Consider the following 17,391-nt stretch of genomic DNA (forward strand, 5'->3'; position numbering starts at 1 on the left):
CCTTTCCCTCGCCGAGCACATCGTCCTCAGCCAGCGCTACTCGGCGCGCGACGCCGCCCCCGGCAAGGACAACGGCGACGCCCCGCCCCCGCTGGGCTACCGTCTCAGCCGTCGCACGCGTATGACGGTCGACGTCTACAACTTCACCGGCTCCGCGCGGCACGTGACGATCATTCCCCGCCCGGCGCCCGGCTGGTCGGTCCGGCCGCGGGGCGCGTCCCGTGCCCGTGTATCCGCTCAGGGCCGTACGGGCGTCGGCTTCACGGTCACGGCCGACCGTTCCGTGCCCCGCCGGACCGACCACCGGCTGGCGTTCACCGCAGCCCTCGACGACGGCAGCGAGGTGCCCGCGTCCGTGGCGCTGGTTCACGTGAAATAACGTCATCCGCACCCCCGAGCGACTTATGTGGTGTGAGGTCTCAGGAGTCCGTTGACACTTCTGCCTCATGAGCTGGCTGACGGAGCGAACACTGACCGCGACCGAGAGGCTCTTCATGGCCCTGCCGCTTGAGCGCGGGCCGGCCTGGTCCTGCGGGAAATGGCGGTAATCAGCCGGCACCACGCTCATCACTCCGAAGCCCTCGCCCGACCCGACGAAGTACAGGCCCTGTTCGCACGTCGTGTGACCAGCCAACGTGGCCGACCTCGACTTCACGCACGCCGCACAAGCGGTGCAGATCGTGCACCGCCGACGCACCATCACTGCCGGTGCGGTCACCCTCGAGCGCGTATACGCCGTCTCCGACCTCACGGCCGACCAGGCAGAGGCTGACTGAGATCGTGGATTGCGCTATATACTTTTGAACGCGTTCAACTCTTTGGTCTAGGCTCACCCGAGTCGAAGGAGGGGTGGCCGATGAAGATTGTGATTCCTGGGGGCACCGGACAGGTCGGCGCGGTCCTGAAGCGCGCACTCGACGGCGCAGGCCACGAGGTCGTGATTCTCACCAGACGCCCCAGGCGCGAGGGTGAGGTCCCATGGGACGGTCAGACCCTGGGGTCATGGGCTGCGGCGGTGGACGGCAGCGATGTCGTGATCAATCTGGCGGGACGCACGGTGAGCTGCCGATACACGGCAGCCAATCTGCAGGAAATGATGGACTCCCGGGTCGACTCCACCCGGGTCGTGGGCGCCGCGATCGCGGGCGCTGCCCGACCGCCCCGGGTCTGGCTGCAGATGAGCACGGCCACGGTGTACGCGCACAGCATCGACTCCCCCAATGACGAGGCCACCGGTGTGATCGGCGGTGCCGAACCGGGCGTGCCGGACTACTGGGCGTACAGCGTCGAGATCGCCAAGGCCTGGGAGCAGGCTCAGCAGCGGGCCGAAACGCCGGCCACGCGCAAGGTCGCTCTGCGCTCGGCCATGGTGATGAGCCCGGATCCCGGCGGGGTCTTCGCCGTCCTGCTGGGACTGGCCCGCCTGGGTCTCGGCGGCCCGGTCGCCGGTGGAGCACAGTACGTGTCGTGGATCCACGAACACGACTTCGTGCGCGCGGTGGAGTTCCTGATCGACCGGGAGGACATCGCAGGGCCGGTGAACCTGGCGGCTCCCCATCCCCTGCCGCAGCGCGCATTCATGCGCGTCCTGCGCTCCGCGTGGGGTGTACCGGTGGGTCTCCCCGCGACCAAGTGGATGGCCGAGGTCGGCGCGTTCGTTCTGCGTTCCGACACCGAACTGCTGCTGAAGAGCCGCCGTGTCGTCCCGGGCCGACTGACCCGGGCAGGCTTCGACTTTCAGTACGCACAGTGGCCGCAGGCCGCGGACGAGCTCGTGCGCCGGGCGCGCAATCGGGCCCGAGGAGGTTCCGCGGCACGCCGCTGAACGGATCCGGGACAGCGACCGACCTGGCCGCCCCGTCAGTCATCACGTGATCCAACCGGACAGACCCACTGAACGACGCCGCCCTGGGCCACCAACGGCCCGGCAGAGTGTGGTGTGACCCGTGTTGTCTGTGGCCATGGGATGCGACGAATGCCGACGGGTGAACCGTCGATGCAGGACGGGGCGGTGAAGGAACGCTGGCCTCTGCATATGCGGAATCGGGCACCCACAACCGGCTTCGGAAGTGGGCGGCCGACGGCACGTGGCGAAAGTCTTCACCGCCCTGCTTGCCCAGGCCGACGCCGTGGGCGACCTCGACTGGGTGGTCGCGGTCGACTCCACGATCGTCCGGGCTCACCAGCGCGTCGCCGGGTCCCTGAAAAGGGGCGCCGGCAGACGAGCCGGCCAACCATGCCCTCGGGCGCACCCGCATGCGAGCAGGTCATGGCCCGCCGGCGGGTGCCCAGGCTGATTGGCCGCCCTGGGGTCACGCCGGATGCGGTCGCGGCTGACGAGGCCTACTCGTCCCGGGCCATCCGACATCATCTGCGGCGGCGCGGAATTCGGGCGGTGATCCCGCACCCCGCCGACCAGGTTGTTCACCGCAAGAGGCTCGCTCCAGGCCGTCCGCGGCCTTCCTGGACGCCTCCTCCGGCATGGTGGCCCCAACCGCGGCGTTACACCGCCGTCGGGGCCATATGCCCTCTGCTCGCCCAACAGTTCGCCGCCCTGGCCGAACAGACCGCGACCCGCCTTGTCCGCGGCCCGCGGGGCGGGGAGCTGTCGCGGCGCTGCGCGGGCTGTACGCGGGCGTTGTCCGGCCCTGCGCTAGAAGGTCAGGTTCCAGGCGTCGATCTTGCCTGTGTCGGAGGCGGCGTTGTCGTTGACGCGCAGTTTCCAGGTGCCGTTCGCGACCTCCGAGGAGGCGTTCACGGTGTAGGTCTGGGCGATGTTGTCGGTGCTGCCTCCGGTGCGGTTGTGCAGCGTGTAGACGGTGCCGTCCGGCGCCACCAGGTCGACCTTCAGATCACCGATGTAGGTGTGCTTGATGTCCACACCCACCTTGAGCGTGGCCGGAGCGTTGCCGGTCACGCCGGTCACGGCGATCGAGCTCTCCACGGTCGCGTTGTCGTTGACGGTGACGTCCGTGAGGTTCTCGAAGTACGTGCCGGGCGGCGGGGTGGCGCCGACGGCCTTGAGGGCGTCGACCTGTCCCTCGCCGAAGAACGCGTTGTTGGCCGTCGTGCCCGTGCAGCGGCTGTCCGAGGGGCAGGCGATGTCGTTGGACTGGGTGGCCAGCTTGGCGCGGATCTGCGCCGGGGTGATGCCCGGGTTGGCGCTGGCGATGAGTGCCGCCACGCCGGCGACGTGCGGGGTGGCCATCGAGGTGCCGCTCTTGCTGCCGTAGCCGCCGCCGGGAACGGTGGAGTACACGTTGCTGCCCGGCGCCGCGACGTCGATGACGCCCTGCCCGAAGTTGGAGAACGAGGCCTTGGTGACGCCTGTGCCGTTGGCCGCGACCGTGACCACGCCCGGCAGCTCGGTCGGGATGTCGAGGCAGGCGTTGGTGATGGTGCGGGTGACCGGCGTCGAGTCGTTCGGGCTCGCGGAGTCGGTCGTCTTGTGGGCGAGGTCGTAGTTCTCGTTGCCCGCGGCGGCGATCTGGAGGGAGCCCTTGCTCTCGGCGTACTCCTGGGCGCGCTTGACGCCCTCGATGATGGCGGCCTGGTCGATGTTGTCGGGGCAGTTGAACTGCCACGGGTCCGTGTAATAGCTGTTGTTGGTGACCTTGAAGCCGTGGTCACCGGCCCAGACGAAGCCGCAGATGGTGTTTTCGGCGAAGAAGAAGGACTTGCCCGGCTCGGCGACCCTGACCGCGGCGATCTTCACTCCGGGGGCCACGCCGACCACGCCCTTGCCGTTCTTGGCCGCGGCGACGGTGCCCGCTACGTGGGTGCCGTGCGTGTCGACGTCCCGCCAGGCGCCGGTACGGGTGTCGGGCTTGCCGTAGGCGCAGGAGACGGAGTCGGCCGCGTCGAAGTTGGGCGCCAGGTCCTGGTGCTGGTCGTCCACACCTGTGTCCAGGATGCCCACCGTGACGGAGGCGGAGCCCGGGTTGACGGCCCAGGCCTGGTCGGCCTTGATCTGGCTCATGTCGGCCCGCACCGGTTCTCCGGCCGGGGTCGAGGACTGGGACGGGTTGGCAGGAAGTGCCGGGTTGTACGCGTCGGCCGGGACGTCCGAGGTGCGCGTGGCGCCGACCTGCTGCACGCCGGCGACGCCGCGCATGGTGGCGGCGAATCCGCTGGACGCCGAGTGGGCGACGATCACGCCGATGGCGTCGAAGTTCGAGAAGACGGTGCCGCCGTTGGCCTCGATCGCGGAGCGGACCGCCGCGTTGTCACCGGGGGCGGTGATCACGAGGTAGGCACGCGTGCCGGCCACCCAGGCCGCGCTCTGGGCAGCCGCCACGGGGGCCGGGGTGTGGGCCTTTGCCGCCGGCGCGGTGGAGGGGACGACGGGGAGCGTGCCCGCGAGGGCGCCCGGGGCGCCGAACGCGAGGGCGGCACCGATCGTGGCCGCCAGAACCAGCGTGCGTCTAGGGCGGCTGGATATGTGGGGTATCAATGCGTCCTCCGGAAACGGCCCGGCCGTGCTGAGGGCACCGGCCGGCCGTACGAAACGAGTGGTGGATGCAAGATGTCAGGTACATGCCCCTTCATGGAAGTACCTTTCCGTGCAGGGACGCCAAAGAGGCATGGCTGAAAAACGACGTACTCCGGGCATTGGAAGGTCGGGATCTGCCGGAGGCTCGGCGACGCCGACCGCCCCCGGCGTACGCCGCCGGCTTGGTGCCGGCCGCGGTGCCTGAACCAGCCCGCCGGACCCGCGCGGCAACCGACGCCGCCGTGCCCTGGTGGCCGTCGGCGACGTTCCGCCCCCTCGTCCGGGCAGGTCCAACCTGTGCCCGCCACCGTTCAGCAGCAGTTGTCCATCCCGCTGGTGTTGGACAGCACCGGCAAGCAACGCCGGACCTGCGGTGCCCAGCAACGGGTCCCGCCGCACCATCACCGCCGAGAAAGTCGGCCTGGACTCCACCAGACTGCGGCCCACCCGCGCCAGGACGGACGACCCCGACCTGGCCGGAGGCTCCGAGATCATCCGGCTCGCCAACAGCCGGGGCGCCGTACAGACTTACTACGTCACGTACGGCTGCTCGCAGAAAACGCGAAGGGAGCCTGCGGCTGGCTCGCATGCGCCGGTCGACGTCGGCATGCGCGGCGTCCCGCCGCCGCTGCCCGACCTACGCGACGGCTCCCTGTGACCCATCGGATCGGATACGTGGAATGGACGCGGACGGGAAGGTCAGCCTGGCCAACCGCCTCCGTCGGCAGTGGACCTGGCGAACTCGGCGAAGGTCCGCGGCGCGCGGCCAAGGGCACGCTGCACGCCGTCGGAGACATACTCGTCCCTACCCTCCCTGAGTGGCTCAATGACGTCCGCGAAGGCTTCGGCATCCGCGGGCGGCAACCCCTGCTGAACGAGTTCCGCGACGTAGCCCTCGACGGAGAGCGGCACGTAGCGGATGTCGCGGCCGGTGGCCTCGGAGATCGCGGCGACCACCTCGGTCAGCGTCACCGCCCTGGGTCCGGACAACTCATAGATCTGACCCGCGTGCCGATCCTCGGTCAGCGCGGCGACCACCACCGCGGCGATGTCCTCGGCATCGACGAAGCTGGCAGCCCCATCGCCGGCGGGCAGCCGCAGCTCACCGGCGAGGATCGCATCGGCGAAGAAGCCCTCACTGAAGTTCTGCGCGAACCAGCCGGGCCTGCTGATCGTCCACTCCAGGCCACTCTCCTGCACGGCGGCCTCGCTGTCGACGATGCCCTCCAAGACACCGCTGCTGCCCTTCGCGTAATCCGGATCGTCGATCCCACGCCCCGAGGCCAGCACGATCCGCTGCACCCCATGTCGCATCGCCCGCTCGATGAACGGGCGAACGAGCTTCGTGCCGTCCAACTGCACGATGTACGTGGACCGCACACCCTCCAAAGCCGCATCCCAGGTACCGCTGTCGGACCAGTCGAAGAAGTGCTCGCCATTCCGGGCCGCCGCGCGAACCGGCAGCCCCTTGGCCCGTAGGTGGCTGACAACACGGCGGCCGGACTTACCCGTTGCCCCGGTGACAAGAATCGGATGTTCAGACATGACCCCAGTCAACCGACAGGTGCCGAGACGATCCATGGCTGACAAGCTCCTCATGATGTCCAGGCGTCTACGCTGAGGGCATGGACGCCGTTTCGGAGCTCTTGGCAGAGGTACGGGCGCGCGGCGCCGTCTTCCGGCAGACAATCATGCGACCACCTTGGGCCCTGCGGATGGCCAGCGGTGCCCCGCTGACACTGGCCACGATGCTGCGCGGCCGAGCCTGGATCGTTCCCGACCAGCAGGAACCCGTGCCCATCGGCGTTGGCGACATCGCCGTCATCCGCGGCGACACGCCCTACACAGTGGCCGACGCCCCCGCGACCACACCCTCGCTGAAGGTGACCAGCGCCGACTACTGCGCAGGGGCCGAGGGCGTCGAGCACGCCTCCAGGCCCGCCCGGACCTGCGGAACGCCGGCCGAGGGCGCTGCCGTGCTGGTCAGCGGGGCTTTCGAGCGCCGGGGAGAGCTCAGCGAACGGCTGCTGCGGGCCCTGCCCGCCGTGCTGGTCGTGCCGGCCGAGGGCAGCCCCTACCCGTCGGTGGAGATGGTGGCCGAGGAGGTCACCGGAGAGCGGCCGGGACAGCAGCTGTTGCTGGACCGGCTGCTGGACCTGATGCTGGTCTCCGCGCTGCGCAGTTGGTTCGACAACCCGGACGCCGGTGCCCCGGCCTGGTGCCGCGCGCTGGACGACCCGGTCGTGGGTACCGCGCTGCGGCTGCTGCACAACACACCCGCCCGCCCTTGGACGGTGGCGGGCCTGCCGGCCGAGGTGGGGGTATCGCGGGCAGCGCTCGCCCGGCGGTTCACGGCTCTGGTCGGCGAACCACCGATGGCCTACCTCGCGGACTGGCGGATCACCTTGGCCGCGGACCTGCTACGGGAGACCGACGACACGGTGGGCGCGATCGCAAGGAAGGTGGGCTACGCCAACGCCTTCGCGCTGAGCGTGGCGTTCAAGCGGCTGCGCGGCACGCGGCCCAGTGATCACCGGAGCGCGGAACGAACGCAGTGGCGGGCCGGATGATCCCCACAACAGATCCATCCCTCAGGAGCGGATCATGGACCGCAATCGCGAACACGCCTCTGACTCCGCGAACACGCCTCTGACTCCGCGTGGAACACCGATTACCACCCGTTACAGCCAGCCGGACGGCAGAAAGCCACAGCGAGCGACAGTCTGGGACCGATCGACGCAGAAGGTCAGGGCATTCGCTGGAGAACGACGGGAACCCGCACCCCATGACGAACTCACAGGACAAAGCGAAGACGTCCCACACACCGGAATCCCAGCCCAGCGTCCACCCGGGCTCCGACGAGCCGCAGACGATCACGGCGCCGACCCCGCCCGTCGCGTGGGGCAGTGACGCTCCGAACCGGGCCGACCTGGCCGACGAGGAGGAGGCGGAGCGGCCCCGCAGCCGCGAGGAATCGAAGCCGAAGCCCGAGAGCGACTGAGCCCTCACGTCCCGGACGGCGAGGCGGGGGCGTCGTCTGCCCTCCGGCGCGTCGCGGGAGCCGACCGGATCAGAGTTGACTGCCTCGCAGTAGCGCGGTGCCGAGCGGGGTGGGCATAGGGCTGACGCTCGTCCCCGCCCGTTCGGTGACGATGAGTCCCGCGTCGCGCAGCGTGGGGGCGTGGTGGCGTGGTGGCTGACGGTGGAGGGTGAGACGGTGGTGGCCCGCGCGCGGGAGAGCATGGTCGAGGCCGTCTCGATGATCAGCGTCAGCAGCCTCGTGCGGGACTCCCCTATCAGCGGAGCGAGTCTCGGCGCCGGGAATGCGACGGCACGGGCGGATTCCCGGCGAATCGGCGGATGGATCCCGTCACGCTTGGTGTCGAGACCTCTGTCGGTCAACGCGCGGTGCAAGGCCGTGACGGTGGCAGCGAACAGGGAGAGGACCTGCTGAGGTAGGGGGTGATCACCGCGTGATGGTAGTCATGGACCGCCTGTCCCACGGTGCGCAGCGAGGACACGGAATCGTTGTTCGGGTCCCGTGTCCAGGCCGCTCCCGGCTCCCGACCCGACCTGGGCTCGGTGCTCAACGACAACGTCGGCATCGTCGACGTCTGGTACGGCCGACATCCCGCCGCACATTCGTGCGGCTCGCCCCCTCGGCTCTCCTTCGGAGCCGGAGGCGAGCCCCTGTGCGTGGGATGTCGTCCTTTCAGGAACCGCCGCGCTCGCGGGGGATCTTCTGGCCGGCCTCGATCGCCACCGGCAGGCGGTTCTCGGCCGGGGGCAGCGGGCAGGTGGCCAGGTCCGTGTAGGCGCACGGCAGGTTCGCGGCGCGGTTGAAGTCCAGGACGACCGTGCCGTCGGCGGCGGGCGGCTCCAAGGACAGGGCCCGGTTCGCCGCGTAGGTGGTGACGCCTGAGGTCGCGTCGGTGAACAGCACCATCAGCCGGCCGGCACCCGGGCCGGGGAACGCGGTCAGGGACAGCTCCTGTCCGTCCAGCTCGAACTCGACCTTGCCCGGAGCGTCGTACACATGCTCAAGGCCCTCGACGGCGGCGCCCACGGTGGTGGGCCGTGGTGTGTCGAAGGGGACGTAGCGGCCCGTCACGGCCCAGCGCGGGTCGGGGTCGTAGGCAGGCGTTCCGGTGAAGGCGGTGCGCAGCGGTGCGTCCGGGTGTCGGGGGCGCACGATGTCGTTGCCACCGCGCTTCGCGACCTCGATGACGGCGTCCCCCCAGACGGCGTCGACGCCGCCGCGCTCAGGAAGCACGCCGAAGCGGTGTTCACCCCGCACAGGTGTTCCGTCGACGACCAGTTCCTCGCCGTCGTCGAGGTCTACGACGACCCCCTCGGGGCCGGTGCGCCACGCGCCGGGCGCGTCGGGGAAGTGCTGGGGCCGGTCGTCGAGCCAGTGCAGGCCGGGGGTGAGCCGCCGCGCCGACCAGTTCGACCAGGTCTGTTGCTGATCGCCGTTCCGACGGCTCCCCGCCCCGGTGATCTGCCTCCTCCCTTTCTGCCTGATGCCCCGCGTCGCCCCCAACCGGCCCTCTGGGGGCGTAGTTGTGAGGCCCTGCGGGTCCGCCCTGCCGTGAAGGAACCTCCCATGGCCCAGCCCACAGCCCGGCCCGCCCGCGTCGTCGTCCTGGGCGCGGCGGCCCTGCTCGCCTGGTACGACGCCACCGCCGAGACCGTCGCGGCGGCCGGAGCGTTCCACCCGGATCACCAACAACCGTACGTGGACGATCAGTTGGCTCGCCGCGGCCGTACATCGTGCGCTGGTGACGCTGGTCCCGAGCCGCGCGGAGCAGCTCGACGCGACGTCCCAGGAGACCCTCGACGCGATCCCCGACGGCCCGGCCGAGGAACGGGGCGTCGCGGCTGGGGAGAAGCAGGCCGGTATGGTCCTGAAGCCGAGGGAGGGCGACGGCCTCGACCCGGCGTCCGTCAACGCGCCCTATCCCGGCAAACCCGCGGCGCCCGGCATGTGGCAGCCGACGCCGCCCGCCTACGCCCCGGCGGCCCGGCCCATCGCCCGGGTCCACTCCGGCATCCACACCCGGTCGGCCGACGAGGCGGGGGTCAGTCTCGGCAAGAACGTGGCCCGGTGCGTCCTGCGGAACACGGGGCGGCTTCTCGCTCCGCGCTGACCGGCTGGTCGCCCGTCGGCGACCGGCTGCCTGCCGTGCCCGGTGGGGGGACGGTCAGGCGGGTGAGGTAGCGGTCCACGGTGCCCTCGGCTGGGCGGAGCGGATCAGGGACCGGGTGACCCAACTGCCGCCGGAGCCGACCGCGTTGCTACTCACAAGTGACCCGGGCGGCCGATGGTCCGGGGAGGGGAAGGCCTGGCGCGTGACGTGGACGGCGACGGGGCCGATGCAGCGCTCACCGCGCGGCACGGATTTGGCGGCCCCGATCCCCGACATCCGAGCGGCGGCCCTGGCGCAGCTGCCGGAGGACACCGGGATCGACGGAGAGCAGGTGGTGTGGGAGCGAGACAGGCTGGCGTTCGAGCGGCTGCAGCAGCGGCTCGCCCGGCGCGGGGCAGCTGCCGCTCGGGCGGCACGGGAGTGGTCGGCGCCGGTCGTGGCGTTCGACCCGGGCCGGCGAGGTGACGACGTGACGGGCCGGCCGTACGCCCGGCGGCGTGCGGTTCGGAGGAGCTGTTCGCGGGGCGCGGCCTGACCGCGCCGTTCACGCTGTGCCCGTCGACGACCGACCCGGCCGTGGCGCGGATTGGCTGTCGTGGCCGGCGGCCGCTGAGCGCCCCGCGACCTGATCGACGTGTTCGCCGCCTCCCGTCGATGGACCCATGCCGAGCTTGAGGAGTTCGGTCGCCGTCACGCCCGCGGCCGCTTCGGAGTGCGAGGATCTGCGAGCGAACCTGACGAGCGCCGAGTGGACCGACGGCGAAGCCTTTTCCGCCTACGGGCTCGACGACTCCACGGTGATCGCGATCCGCGCTTGGGCCGCGGAGTCGGCCGGCAACTTCGTGACCCGGTCTCCTGGGGGACCGATGATCCCGGCGGCCCACCCCCCGTGGGGCCACGACGGGCGTGGCCGACCACGGCGGGCTGCTCGGCTGTGGGTTGGTTACGGGATGAAGCCGTAGTCCAACTGCTTGATGAGCTTGGTCTTGTTGCCTTTCAGGGACACCACGAGCGTGCGTGCCAGGGTGCCGCCGAAGCGGGTCCCTCCGTCGGCGGTCGGGACCGTGTCGATGAAGCTCTCCACCAGCCCGTTGGGCATCACGTAGTGCGAGTACTGCTGCGTCGGGGCATCCTCCGGGTTGCCCAGGACCAGTGCGCTGCCGTTGAGCGGCTTGTAGTCGCTGCGCAGGGACGCACCGACGAACCCGTAGAGGCCGTCCCAGCCGCTCAGCCCCGGCGCGAACGTGAACTTGTGGCTGATGGTGAACAGGTAGTACTTGCCGTTACGGATGACCAGGTGGGGCCGTTCGGTCTGCTGGTTCACGCAATTGGCCGAGAGCAGCGGAGGTTGTAGCCGCCATTTGTCCATGCTGCCGCTGACAGCCGTGGCAAGCCCGATGTTGCCCGTGTAGTACTTCGCGTCCTCCGGCACCTCATGGCCCGCGGGGACGTCACCTATGTCGCGTTTGGTGCACCGGTACGTGCCGGCGACACCGCCCGTATTGCCCTCGAACAAGAGGTGGATCTTGCGGTCCCGGGGGTCCCGGAAGACGAACGGGTCACGGAAGGCGTAGATGATCGGGCCCGCCTGGGACTGTTGCAGGGTCTGGTACAGCTTGCCGTCGGCCTCGGCGATGATGCGGTGGTCCTTGAAACCGCTGAACCACACGCGGTTCTTGTCCGCGTGGATCTTGCCGGTCGCCTGGGCCAGACGCTGTAGGGCGTCGTTGGGGTCGACCCCACCGTTGTCGCGTCCGGAGGCGGTGTAGAAGGAGTACACCTTGTCGCCGACGAGCGCCGCCGAGCCGGCCCACTCACGTGAGCCGAACGAGGTGCCGGGCTGGAAGAGGTCACCGCCGTACTTCCAGCTCTTGGCGTCACGCGAGTAGAAGTAGCCGATCTTCGCGTACCAGTGCCGGTCGCCGAACGGCACCGAGCGCGGAGCCGTCAGCGAGAAGATGACGTGCCAGCCCTTGTAGGTGGCGGTCCGGGTGTCGAGCTTGGTGAGCGGCCAGGTGTCCCACACCCACACCTTGTCGGTCATCACCGGGAAGTCCGGCGACACACGGGGGGCGGTGTTGGTCTTGTCCTGCCGGAGCTTCAAAGCGTCCGCGCGGGACCAGACGGCGAAGTAGTCGTCGTCCGCGCTGTACTGCCGCGTTCCCGTCTGGGGTGAGGCCGGTCTGTCGGCGGAAGCCGGTGTCGCCACACCGCCCAGCAGCGCGACGGCCATCAAGCCCGTGGCCAACCGGATCAGCACTCTTCGTGCTCTGCGCATGCGTCGTCCTTCCAAAGGGGGGTCGAGTGGAACAGAACTGGAAGCGCCTGCGGTTCGCGCTTACCCCCCTTCCCTCCTGACACGCCCTCAACTTTTGCCACTGGAAATGAACTTCTGGGTGCAGGAGTCAAGAGGATGTCTCAACCGTGGTGATGTCGTGATGAGGCGCAGGCCGCGTGGATCGCGGAGGGGTTCCTGATCGAGTGCTTGCAGAAGGTCGACCGGGTCCACCAGTTGCACGGCGGCGTCCGCGGCGACGCCGGCCGCGCGAGGGCGACGCCCGCCGTCGGCGCTGAGGCGGAGGCCGACGGCCGGCTGGATCAGCTGGTGCGGGTCGAACATGTTGACCGGGCGAGGTAGTGGAGGTTCAGCTCCAGTCCCTCCCTGTCCCCGTGCGAATGGATCAACGCCAACCGCGCGGGCACCGCCCTGCGGGTCCATCCACTGCTCCACGGACTCGGTCGCGGTCGCACCTGGTCCAGAAGCCCGCGGCTGCGGTTCAGGCGACGGTGCCGACGATCTTGCCACGGGCGTGCCCGGTCTCGATCTGGCGGTGCGCGTCGGCGGCCTGCTCCAGCGGGAAGGTGCGGGACACCTCGATGCGCAGCTTGTCCTCGGCGTACAGCGCGGTCAGCTCGGCCAGACGGTCCTGGGAGCGCCGACTGAACACCGCACGCACCCCGAGCTCCTCGGTCCGCGCGAAGTCCACCAGGGTGGCGAACCGGTTGCGGTCCTTGACCAGCTCCACCGAGTCGTCCAGGGCGGAGCCGCCAATGGCGTCGAGAGCCACGGTCACCCCCTCGGGGGCGAGCTCGCGCACCCGGTCCACCAGGCCCTCGCCACCTGGACTCGGCGCTGACGATCATGGCCGGGAGTCGGGTGACGGTGGGGCCGCCGTCGGTGGGGGAAGCGCAGTCCTTCTCGCTGTCCCGGCCGACGCGGATCACCGACGCGGATCACCGGCTCGGATCACCGGCTCGGGTTGGGCACATCGATGGTGGCCCTGTTCGGCAGTACGTTCCTCAGCTGCGCGGCGGGGCCCTCTCGGAGAGTCGCCCTGACGGCGTGTGTGGAGAGATTGTGTCAGGCCGCGACCAAGGTACGTGAACTCTCAACAAAAACAGGTCTCTTGTGCAAGGCTGGCGATCATCCGGGTGCGCGTCCCGGGCCATAGCGGTCAAAGGTGTTCGATGCGGCCGCCCATGCCTACATTCCTTCTGCACCATGGATCACGCATGCGTGAGGTCGCTCGAGCTCACGCTCGGCGGGCTGAAGGAGGGCAGCCGGACAGGATTCAGCGCCATCGACCCGCGTGGCATGAGTGTCGCCGACGACGACCCGACGACGACGGACATCGCCGTCCACACGGACCCTCTGCCGGGCGTCCGGGAGATCGCGGTCGACTCGCGCCGCACCTCGGCCCCGCTGGACAACCCGTACCGGCTGAACGTCTCTGCGTTCGCAGCGCGGTTCGACCCGGCACCGGTGACCGTGCCGGAGGCCGAGGTCGGCACCGCGGTCGACGCCTCCTGGACGGTGGCCAACACGACGGACGCCGCAGACGGTGCGCTGAAGGGCGGCACGCTCGGCTCGTCGAGGACAGCGGATCGTGGAGGTGGTCGTCTTCGCCGTGCCGTCGGGCTCGACCGCGTTCGACTGGTGTCCGGCACCTCGGGCATCCGCCCCGACGCAGCGTCGGAGTTGGGGCGGTGGGGTGCGCTGCGGCACCACCACGATCCGTGCCGTCGGCACCCGCTGGTGGAACTCCCCACTGGAACCGAACTGACCGTACATAGGAGACTCAAGTGAGACACCGGAAGACTCTGCCCTGGCTCGCTGCGGTGGCCTGCTTCGCGACCGCCTGCAGCAGCACGTCCGGCACCGATCCGGCCGCCACGTCGACGACGTCCGCCGCGGCCCGCTCGGCGTCGGACTCCGAAGAGCGGAACAAGGGGCTCGTTCTGCGCCTGTACTCGGAGGCGTTCAACAAGGATGAGACCGACGTCGTGAAGGAGCTCGTGGCGACCGACTACGTGCAGCACGACAAGGCGATGCTCGGCGGGGCCGAGGGGCAGATCAAGCAGTTCAAGGACGTCAAAGCGAAGATTCCCGGCGTGGTGGCGACCGTCAAGCACGTGGCCGCCGACGGTGACCTGGTGGCCGTGCACTGGCACGCGTCGGCCACCCCGAAGAACGAGGCGACCGGGCAGGCCAAGGCCGACCTGTTCCGGGTCCACAAAGGCAAGCTGGTCGAGCACTGGGGCATCACGCAGACCGTGCCGGCGAAGACGGCCAGCGGGAACTCGCTGTTCAGCGACGTGTACCGATATCCGAACGGGGAACCGACGGTGTCCGAAGAACAGGAGGAGAAGAACCGGAAGTTCGCGGTGGACGCGTACCGCAAGCTCTCCGACGGTGACGCCAGCGTGATCGACAAGAGCTGGGATCCTCGGTACTACCAGCACAACCCGATCGCCCCGAACGGTACGGCCCCGCTGAAGAGGTTCTTCCAGCAGAGCGCACAGGACGCCCCTCGCCCGGCAGCACCGATGGCGGCGGGACCCGGTTCGGCAACACCCTCGCCGACGGGGACCTGGTGTGGGTCTTCAGCTCCGACTACGTCGTCGCGGACCTCTTCCGCGTGGTCGACGGAAAGATCATCGAGCACTGGGACGTCGTGGCCGACGGCCAGTAGCCTCTTGGTACCGCAACGGTGCTGACTGTGACTCATCGCCGGTCAGGTGCTGTGTCCACGTCGCTTGTAGTGGCTGATGCGCGCCTGGTGTGGTCGCGGCTTCGACCACCCAGCGTCCACCACGGGCCGCGACATGGAGCTCACCGCGGCCCGTGGTGGACGCGCAAGGCGGGAAGACTTCGGCAAGCGTCGACGAGGCAGTCCACGACGGGCGCGCAGGGCCGCGCCGCAGATCGGTGACAGGAAGACTTCTCTGCCCAGGTCAGTGTGTCGTGGCTTGGTCTGTTGGCGGACCGGTGTCCTCTGTGACGGTTGGCTGCGGGAAGAGGTGCTCTTCGAAGGCGGTCACGCCGAAGAGCAGAGCCATCATCGCCATAGGCATGAACAGGGCAAACAGGATCACAGGACCTCCCGGAAGGTCGGTCTGTGGCACCTGGCGGGGCCGTGTCCAGAATGCGGCCGTTCGAGGGATCGCGCACCTCGGCGGCAGGGCGTCTTACCGAGACACGGAACACGGGCGCCGGCTCGACCCCAGCGAGTAGTGACACTGCTCAAGGCGGTCCCTCGCCGTGAGGTGGCGTCACGACGGCGGCCACCGCCCCGGCTACTACGCCCGGAACCGCGTCGGGGCCAGGGCAGCCCACAGCCGTCGGCCAGGAGCAGCCGGGCGCGGCCCACACGGCCCTTCCTGGCGGTGGCGACGAGGAGCGCCGGGGTGAGCCCCACGCCGTCGGGGTGAGCTCCGCGCCGCCGGGGTGAGCTCCACGCCCAGGGCCACGTCTACGTCGTCGACCTCCGCGCGCAGTGCGGCCGGCGTCCCCGGTTCCCGGTCGGGGCACCTACGGAGCGCGATATACGGGCCCGACGTGCGGTGCGGGCGGTCATGCGCCGGGAACGTGCACGCGGGGTGGGAGGCGCACCCCGGCCTGTCAGGCAGGGAGAGCGCGCCTCCTTGCCGGTCAGAGGCCCGGCGCGCGGGTTACGGGCGCCGGGGCGCATGCTGAGGGCTCGGGGGCTTATGACAGGGCTCCTAACGTCTGGGCCCCGTTCCGCGCCTGGACAGGCAAAGGCACCCAAAGGCACCCGGGCGGGCGGGGAGCCACGGCGCGATGACGCACGGACCGCCCGCCCGGCCAGGCTGTCCCACCGCTCATGTGTACTCAGGCGCCAATGGCGTCGAGCACCACCTGGCTGACCTGCTCAGGGTCATCGGACATCGGCGAGTGCCCGCAGCCCTTGAGCGAGAGGTGCCGGGCACCCGGAAGCATGCGGGCTGCCCTGAGAGCCTGGTGGGGTGGGGTCATCAGGTCCCGTGTGCCCCAGCCGACCGTGACCGGGACCGGGACCTCGGGCATGAAGGCCCGCAGCCGGTAGGCGCGCACCGCACGCCGCGTCCGCTCGAAGCCGGGAGAGCGGGCCAGGTTGCGCAGCGCACCAGCCGCCGCCTCCTCCGGGATCCGCCAGGGTCGGGCGACGAGTTGCCAGAACGCCACGGTACGCCCGATCGGGTGACCGGCGATCCAGCCGGGGCGTTCGGCGCAGGCCCGCGCCATGGCATGGGCGACACGAAGGGAACCAAGAGCGTAGGCGGCCTCGGCGCGCGTCCACAGCCCGATCGGGGACAGCGCGACAGCGCTGCCGACAGCGCCCATGCGCGCCAGTTCCAGGGCGACCGCCCCACCCAGGGAGTTCCCCACAACGGGCGGGCGGGTGAGGCCGACGTCTGGGAGCCATTCCGCGATCGCGGCCGCCAGTGTCTCGACGGTCGGCGTGGACGTTTCGGGGAGCGCAGGGCTGTCACCGAAGCCCGGGAGGTCGACGCCCACCACCTCGTACTCGCGGGCGAGTCGCTCCAGGACAGGACCCCAGGCGTCCCGGTCGAGTTGGAGGAGAACCAGCAGAGGCGGCCCGCTGCCGAGCCGCCGCGATGTCAGTGCCATGTCCGGCATATCCGCAGCGTAAACAGACGACCCGTGACCCGCACCCTCACCCCTCCCACCTGGGGCTACGACCACTGCGGCATCGCCGTCACCATCGTTGCGGTGCTAACGGGTGAGGAGAGGAGTGGCCGGGCAGTCTGCTTCCGACTGCCGTGGCCCGACCCATGACTGCCATCACTCCGGTAAGTGTCGATGTCGAGCCGAGCTGCGCGCGGGCTACGCGACCCGTCACTCACGCGCATCGCACGCGTACGCCGTCGTGCCGTCGTGCCGTCGTGCCGTCGTGCCGTCGGAAGAAAGCCGGAGAGCAGGGACGGGAAGCAATATCGCCACATAGCAGAACAAGGGATATGGAACTCGGCCCTCCGGAGTTGTCTGCTGTGGCGAAAGGGGCCTGCCAAACAACTCGCCGGCTGTGAGCGTCGATGGTGACATCGCTGCACGTCGAACCATCCGGAGCACACCTTGCCCACCAGCGTCCTGGCCGTGGTCGCCTTGTCCGTCCTTCTCGGATTCCTGGTGATCACCTTGCACTGGGTGGACAGCCACAGGCCGGACTCGACGGCGGCGGACCATGCGAGGACCGACGCCGAGACCGCCGCCGGCACGAACATCAACCGCGGCTCAGGCGCCTGATCACAGAAAAACCGGGGGACGCGGCACGTGCGCATCGCCTTCCTGGGGTCGGCAGGGCGAAGCGGCTCCGAGATCCACTGCGGTGTCGGCGGCTCCCGGGTTGCCTGCGCGTCCGGGCCGCAGTGGTGCCTGAATCTGTGCGCTGACCGAGCTGCGCGGCGAGCAACCGAAGCACACCATGCAGCCCGGTGAGGGAGGGC

At 69.9% G+C, this 17,391-nt stretch carries 17 protein-coding genes and 2 pseudogenes; 12 read left to right on the forward strand and 7 right to left on the reverse strand.

Annotated features, from left to right (window positions below; translation table 11 throughout):
- From SMA5143A_RS43285 to SMA5143A_RS44340, 4 genes and pseudogenes are all read left to right on the forward strand, one after another.
- Positions 1–379, forward strand: a 379-nt coding sequence (locus SMA5143A_RS43285) for a hypothetical protein (RefSeq protein WP_181362196.1), incomplete at its 5' end; no start/stop codon positions are given.
- 256 nt (positions 380–635) lie between these two features.
- Positions 636–776, forward strand: coding sequence for a hypothetical protein (locus SMA5143A_RS43290; protein ID WP_181362197.1), 141 nt, complete (start codon positions 636–638; stop codon positions 774–776).
- 80 nt (positions 777–856) lie between these two features.
- A complete protein-coding gene (locus tag SMA5143A_RS36630; protein ID WP_107467124.1) occupies positions 857–1,825 on the forward strand; it encodes a TIGR01777 family oxidoreductase in 969 nt (322 codons plus the stop codon).
- A 227-nt stretch (positions 1,826–2,052) separates the two neighbouring features.
- Positions 2,053–2,455 (forward strand): annotated as a pseudogene (locus tag SMA5143A_RS44340) (IS5/IS1182 family transposase); the annotation flags it as partial.
- Positions 2,456–2,653: 198 nt separating this feature from the next.
- On the opposite strand, the gene SMA5143A_RS36635 reads toward SMA5143A_RS44340, so the two are convergent.
- Entirely contained in the window at positions 2,654–4,453 is a 1,800-nt protein-coding gene (locus tag SMA5143A_RS36635; RefSeq protein WP_181362198.1) for a S8 family peptidase, read from the reverse strand.
- Between the two features lie 412 nt (positions 4,454–4,865).
- On the opposite strand from SMA5143A_RS36635, the gene SMA5143A_RS36640 reads away from it, so the two are divergent.
- Complete coding sequence (locus SMA5143A_RS36640; protein ID WP_107467125.1) at positions 4,866–5,150, forward strand: hypothetical protein; 285 nt, start codon at positions 4,866–4,868, stop codon at positions 5,148–5,150.
- A gap of 41 nt (positions 5,151–5,191) precedes the next feature.
- On the opposite strand, the gene SMA5143A_RS36645 is transcribed toward SMA5143A_RS36640, so the two are convergent.
- Entirely contained in the window at positions 5,192–6,073 is an 882-nt protein-coding gene (locus tag SMA5143A_RS36645) for an SDR family oxidoreductase (protein ID WP_258193944.1), read from the reverse strand.
- 44 nt (positions 6,074–6,117) lie between these two features.
- Here SMA5143A_RS36645 and SMA5143A_RS36650 point away from each other — a divergent pair, with 44 nt between their 5' ends.
- Positions 6,118–7,062 carry an AraC family transcriptional regulator gene (locus SMA5143A_RS36650; protein ID WP_107467126.1) on the forward strand — a complete coding sequence of 315 codons (945 nt, stop codon included), beginning with the start codon at positions 6,118–6,120 and terminating at the stop codon, positions 7,060–7,062.
- 215 nt (positions 7,063–7,277) lie between these two features.
- Positions 7,278–7,493: a hypothetical protein gene (locus SMA5143A_RS36655; protein ID WP_107467127.1), complete on the forward strand. Its 216-nt coding sequence runs from the start codon at positions 7,278–7,280 to the stop codon at positions 7,491–7,493.
- Between the two features lie 711 nt (positions 7,494–8,204).
- On the opposite strand, the gene SMA5143A_RS36665 is transcribed toward SMA5143A_RS36655, so the two are convergent.
- Entirely contained in the window at positions 8,205–8,993 is a 789-nt protein-coding gene (locus SMA5143A_RS36665) for a DUF1684 domain-containing protein (protein ID WP_375136590.1), read from the reverse strand.
- Positions 8,994–9,273: 280 nt separating this feature from the next.
- Between SMA5143A_RS36665 and SMA5143A_RS36670 the strand changes: the two genes are divergently transcribed.
- Together SMA5143A_RS36670 and SMA5143A_RS44640 are read left to right on the forward strand one after the other, a co-directional pair.
- Positions 9,274–9,642, forward strand: coding sequence for a hypothetical protein (locus SMA5143A_RS36670; RefSeq protein WP_258193946.1), 369 nt, complete (start codon positions 9,274–9,276; stop codon positions 9,640–9,642).
- Between the two features lie 613 nt (positions 9,643–10,255).
- Positions 10,256–10,493, forward strand: a pseudogene (locus SMA5143A_RS44640) (hypothetical protein); the annotation flags it as partial.
- A 92-nt stretch (positions 10,494–10,585) separates the two neighbouring features.
- Here the strand turns inward: SMA5143A_RS44640 and SMA5143A_RS36690 are convergent.
- The 3 genes from SMA5143A_RS36690 to SMA5143A_RS36695 all read right to left on the reverse strand — a co-directional run bounded on the left by SMA5143A_RS36690 (position 10,586) and on the right by SMA5143A_RS36695 (position 12,749).
- Positions 10,586–11,920 carry a glycoside hydrolase family 68 protein gene (locus SMA5143A_RS36690; protein WP_258193947.1) on the reverse strand — a complete coding sequence of 445 codons (1,335 nt, stop codon included), beginning with the start codon at positions 11,918–11,920 and terminating at the stop codon, positions 10,586–10,588.
- Between the two features lie 87 nt (positions 11,921–12,007).
- Entirely contained in the window at positions 12,008–12,262 is a 255-nt protein-coding gene (locus SMA5143A_RS42740) for a hypothetical protein (protein WP_146194009.1), read from the reverse strand.
- Between the two features lie 157 nt (positions 12,263–12,419).
- Entirely contained in the window at positions 12,420–12,749 is a 330-nt protein-coding gene (locus tag SMA5143A_RS36695) for a zinc-binding dehydrogenase (RefSeq protein ID WP_258193948.1), read from the reverse strand.
- 410 nt (positions 12,750–13,159) lie between these two features.
- Here SMA5143A_RS36695 and SMA5143A_RS36700 point away from each other — a divergent pair, with 410 nt between their 5' ends.
- Both SMA5143A_RS36700 and SMA5143A_RS36705 read left to right on the forward strand, forming a co-directional pair.
- Entirely contained in the window at positions 13,160–13,729 is a 570-nt protein-coding gene (locus SMA5143A_RS36700; protein ID WP_107467132.1) for a hypothetical protein, read from the forward strand.
- Positions 13,726–14,640, forward strand: a complete 915-nt coding sequence (locus SMA5143A_RS36705; RefSeq protein WP_107467133.1) for a nuclear transport factor 2 family protein — start codon at positions 13,726–13,728, stop codon at positions 14,638–14,640. Before SMA5143A_RS36700 ends, SMA5143A_RS36705 begins: the two co-directional genes overlap by 4 nt.
- A gap of 1,135 nt (positions 14,641–15,775) precedes the next feature.
- Here the strand turns inward: SMA5143A_RS36705 and SMA5143A_RS36710 are convergent.
- The gene (locus SMA5143A_RS36710; protein WP_107467134.1) at positions 15,776–16,555 is read right to left on the reverse strand and encodes an alpha/beta fold hydrolase; all 780 of its coding nucleotides are present in this window, start codon (positions 16,553–16,555) and stop codon (positions 15,776–15,778) included.
- Between the two features lie 465 nt (positions 16,556–17,020).
- Here SMA5143A_RS36710 and SMA5143A_RS43295 point away from each other — a divergent pair, with 465 nt between their 5' ends.
- On the forward strand, positions 17,021–17,191 hold the full coding sequence (locus tag SMA5143A_RS43295) for a hypothetical protein (protein ID WP_181362199.1): 171 nt from the start codon (positions 17,021–17,023) through the stop codon (positions 17,189–17,191).
- The last annotated feature ends 200 nt before the right edge of the window (positions 17,192–17,391 follow it).

Source organism: Streptomyces sp. MA5143a (assembly GCF_900290235.1).
Lineage (GTDB): Bacteria > Actinomycetota > Actinomycetes > Streptomycetales > Streptomycetaceae > Streptomyces.

Excerpts from the sequence above, each read along its gene's own strand:
- SMA5143A_RS42740 (WP_146194009.1), bottom strand. The coding sequence starts at position 12,262 with ATGTTCGACCCGCACCAGCTGATCCAGCCGGCCGTCGGCCTCCGCCTC.
- SMA5143A_RS36645 (WP_258193944.1), bottom strand. The coding sequence starts at position 6,073 with ATGGATCGTCTCGGCACCTGTCGGTTGACTGGGGTCATGTCTGAACAT.
- SMA5143A_RS36690 (WP_258193947.1), bottom strand. The coding sequence starts at position 11,920 with ATGCGCAGAGCACGAAGAGTGCTGATCCGGTTGGCCACGGGCTTGATG.
- SMA5143A_RS36710 (WP_107467134.1), bottom strand. The coding sequence starts at position 16,555 with ATGGCACTGACATCGCGGCGGCTCGGCAGCGGGCCGCCTCTGCTGGTT.
- SMA5143A_RS36655 (WP_107467127.1), top strand. The coding sequence starts at position 7,278 with ATGACGAACTCACAGGACAAAGCGAAGACGTCCCACACACCGGAATCC.
- SMA5143A_RS36650 (WP_107467126.1), top strand. The coding sequence starts at position 6,118 with ATGGACGCCGTTTCGGAGCTCTTGGCAGAGGTACGGGCGCGCGGCGCC.
- SMA5143A_RS36630 (WP_107467124.1), top strand. The coding sequence starts at position 857 with ATGAAGATTGTGATTCCTGGGGGCACCGGACAGGTCGGCGCGGTCCTG.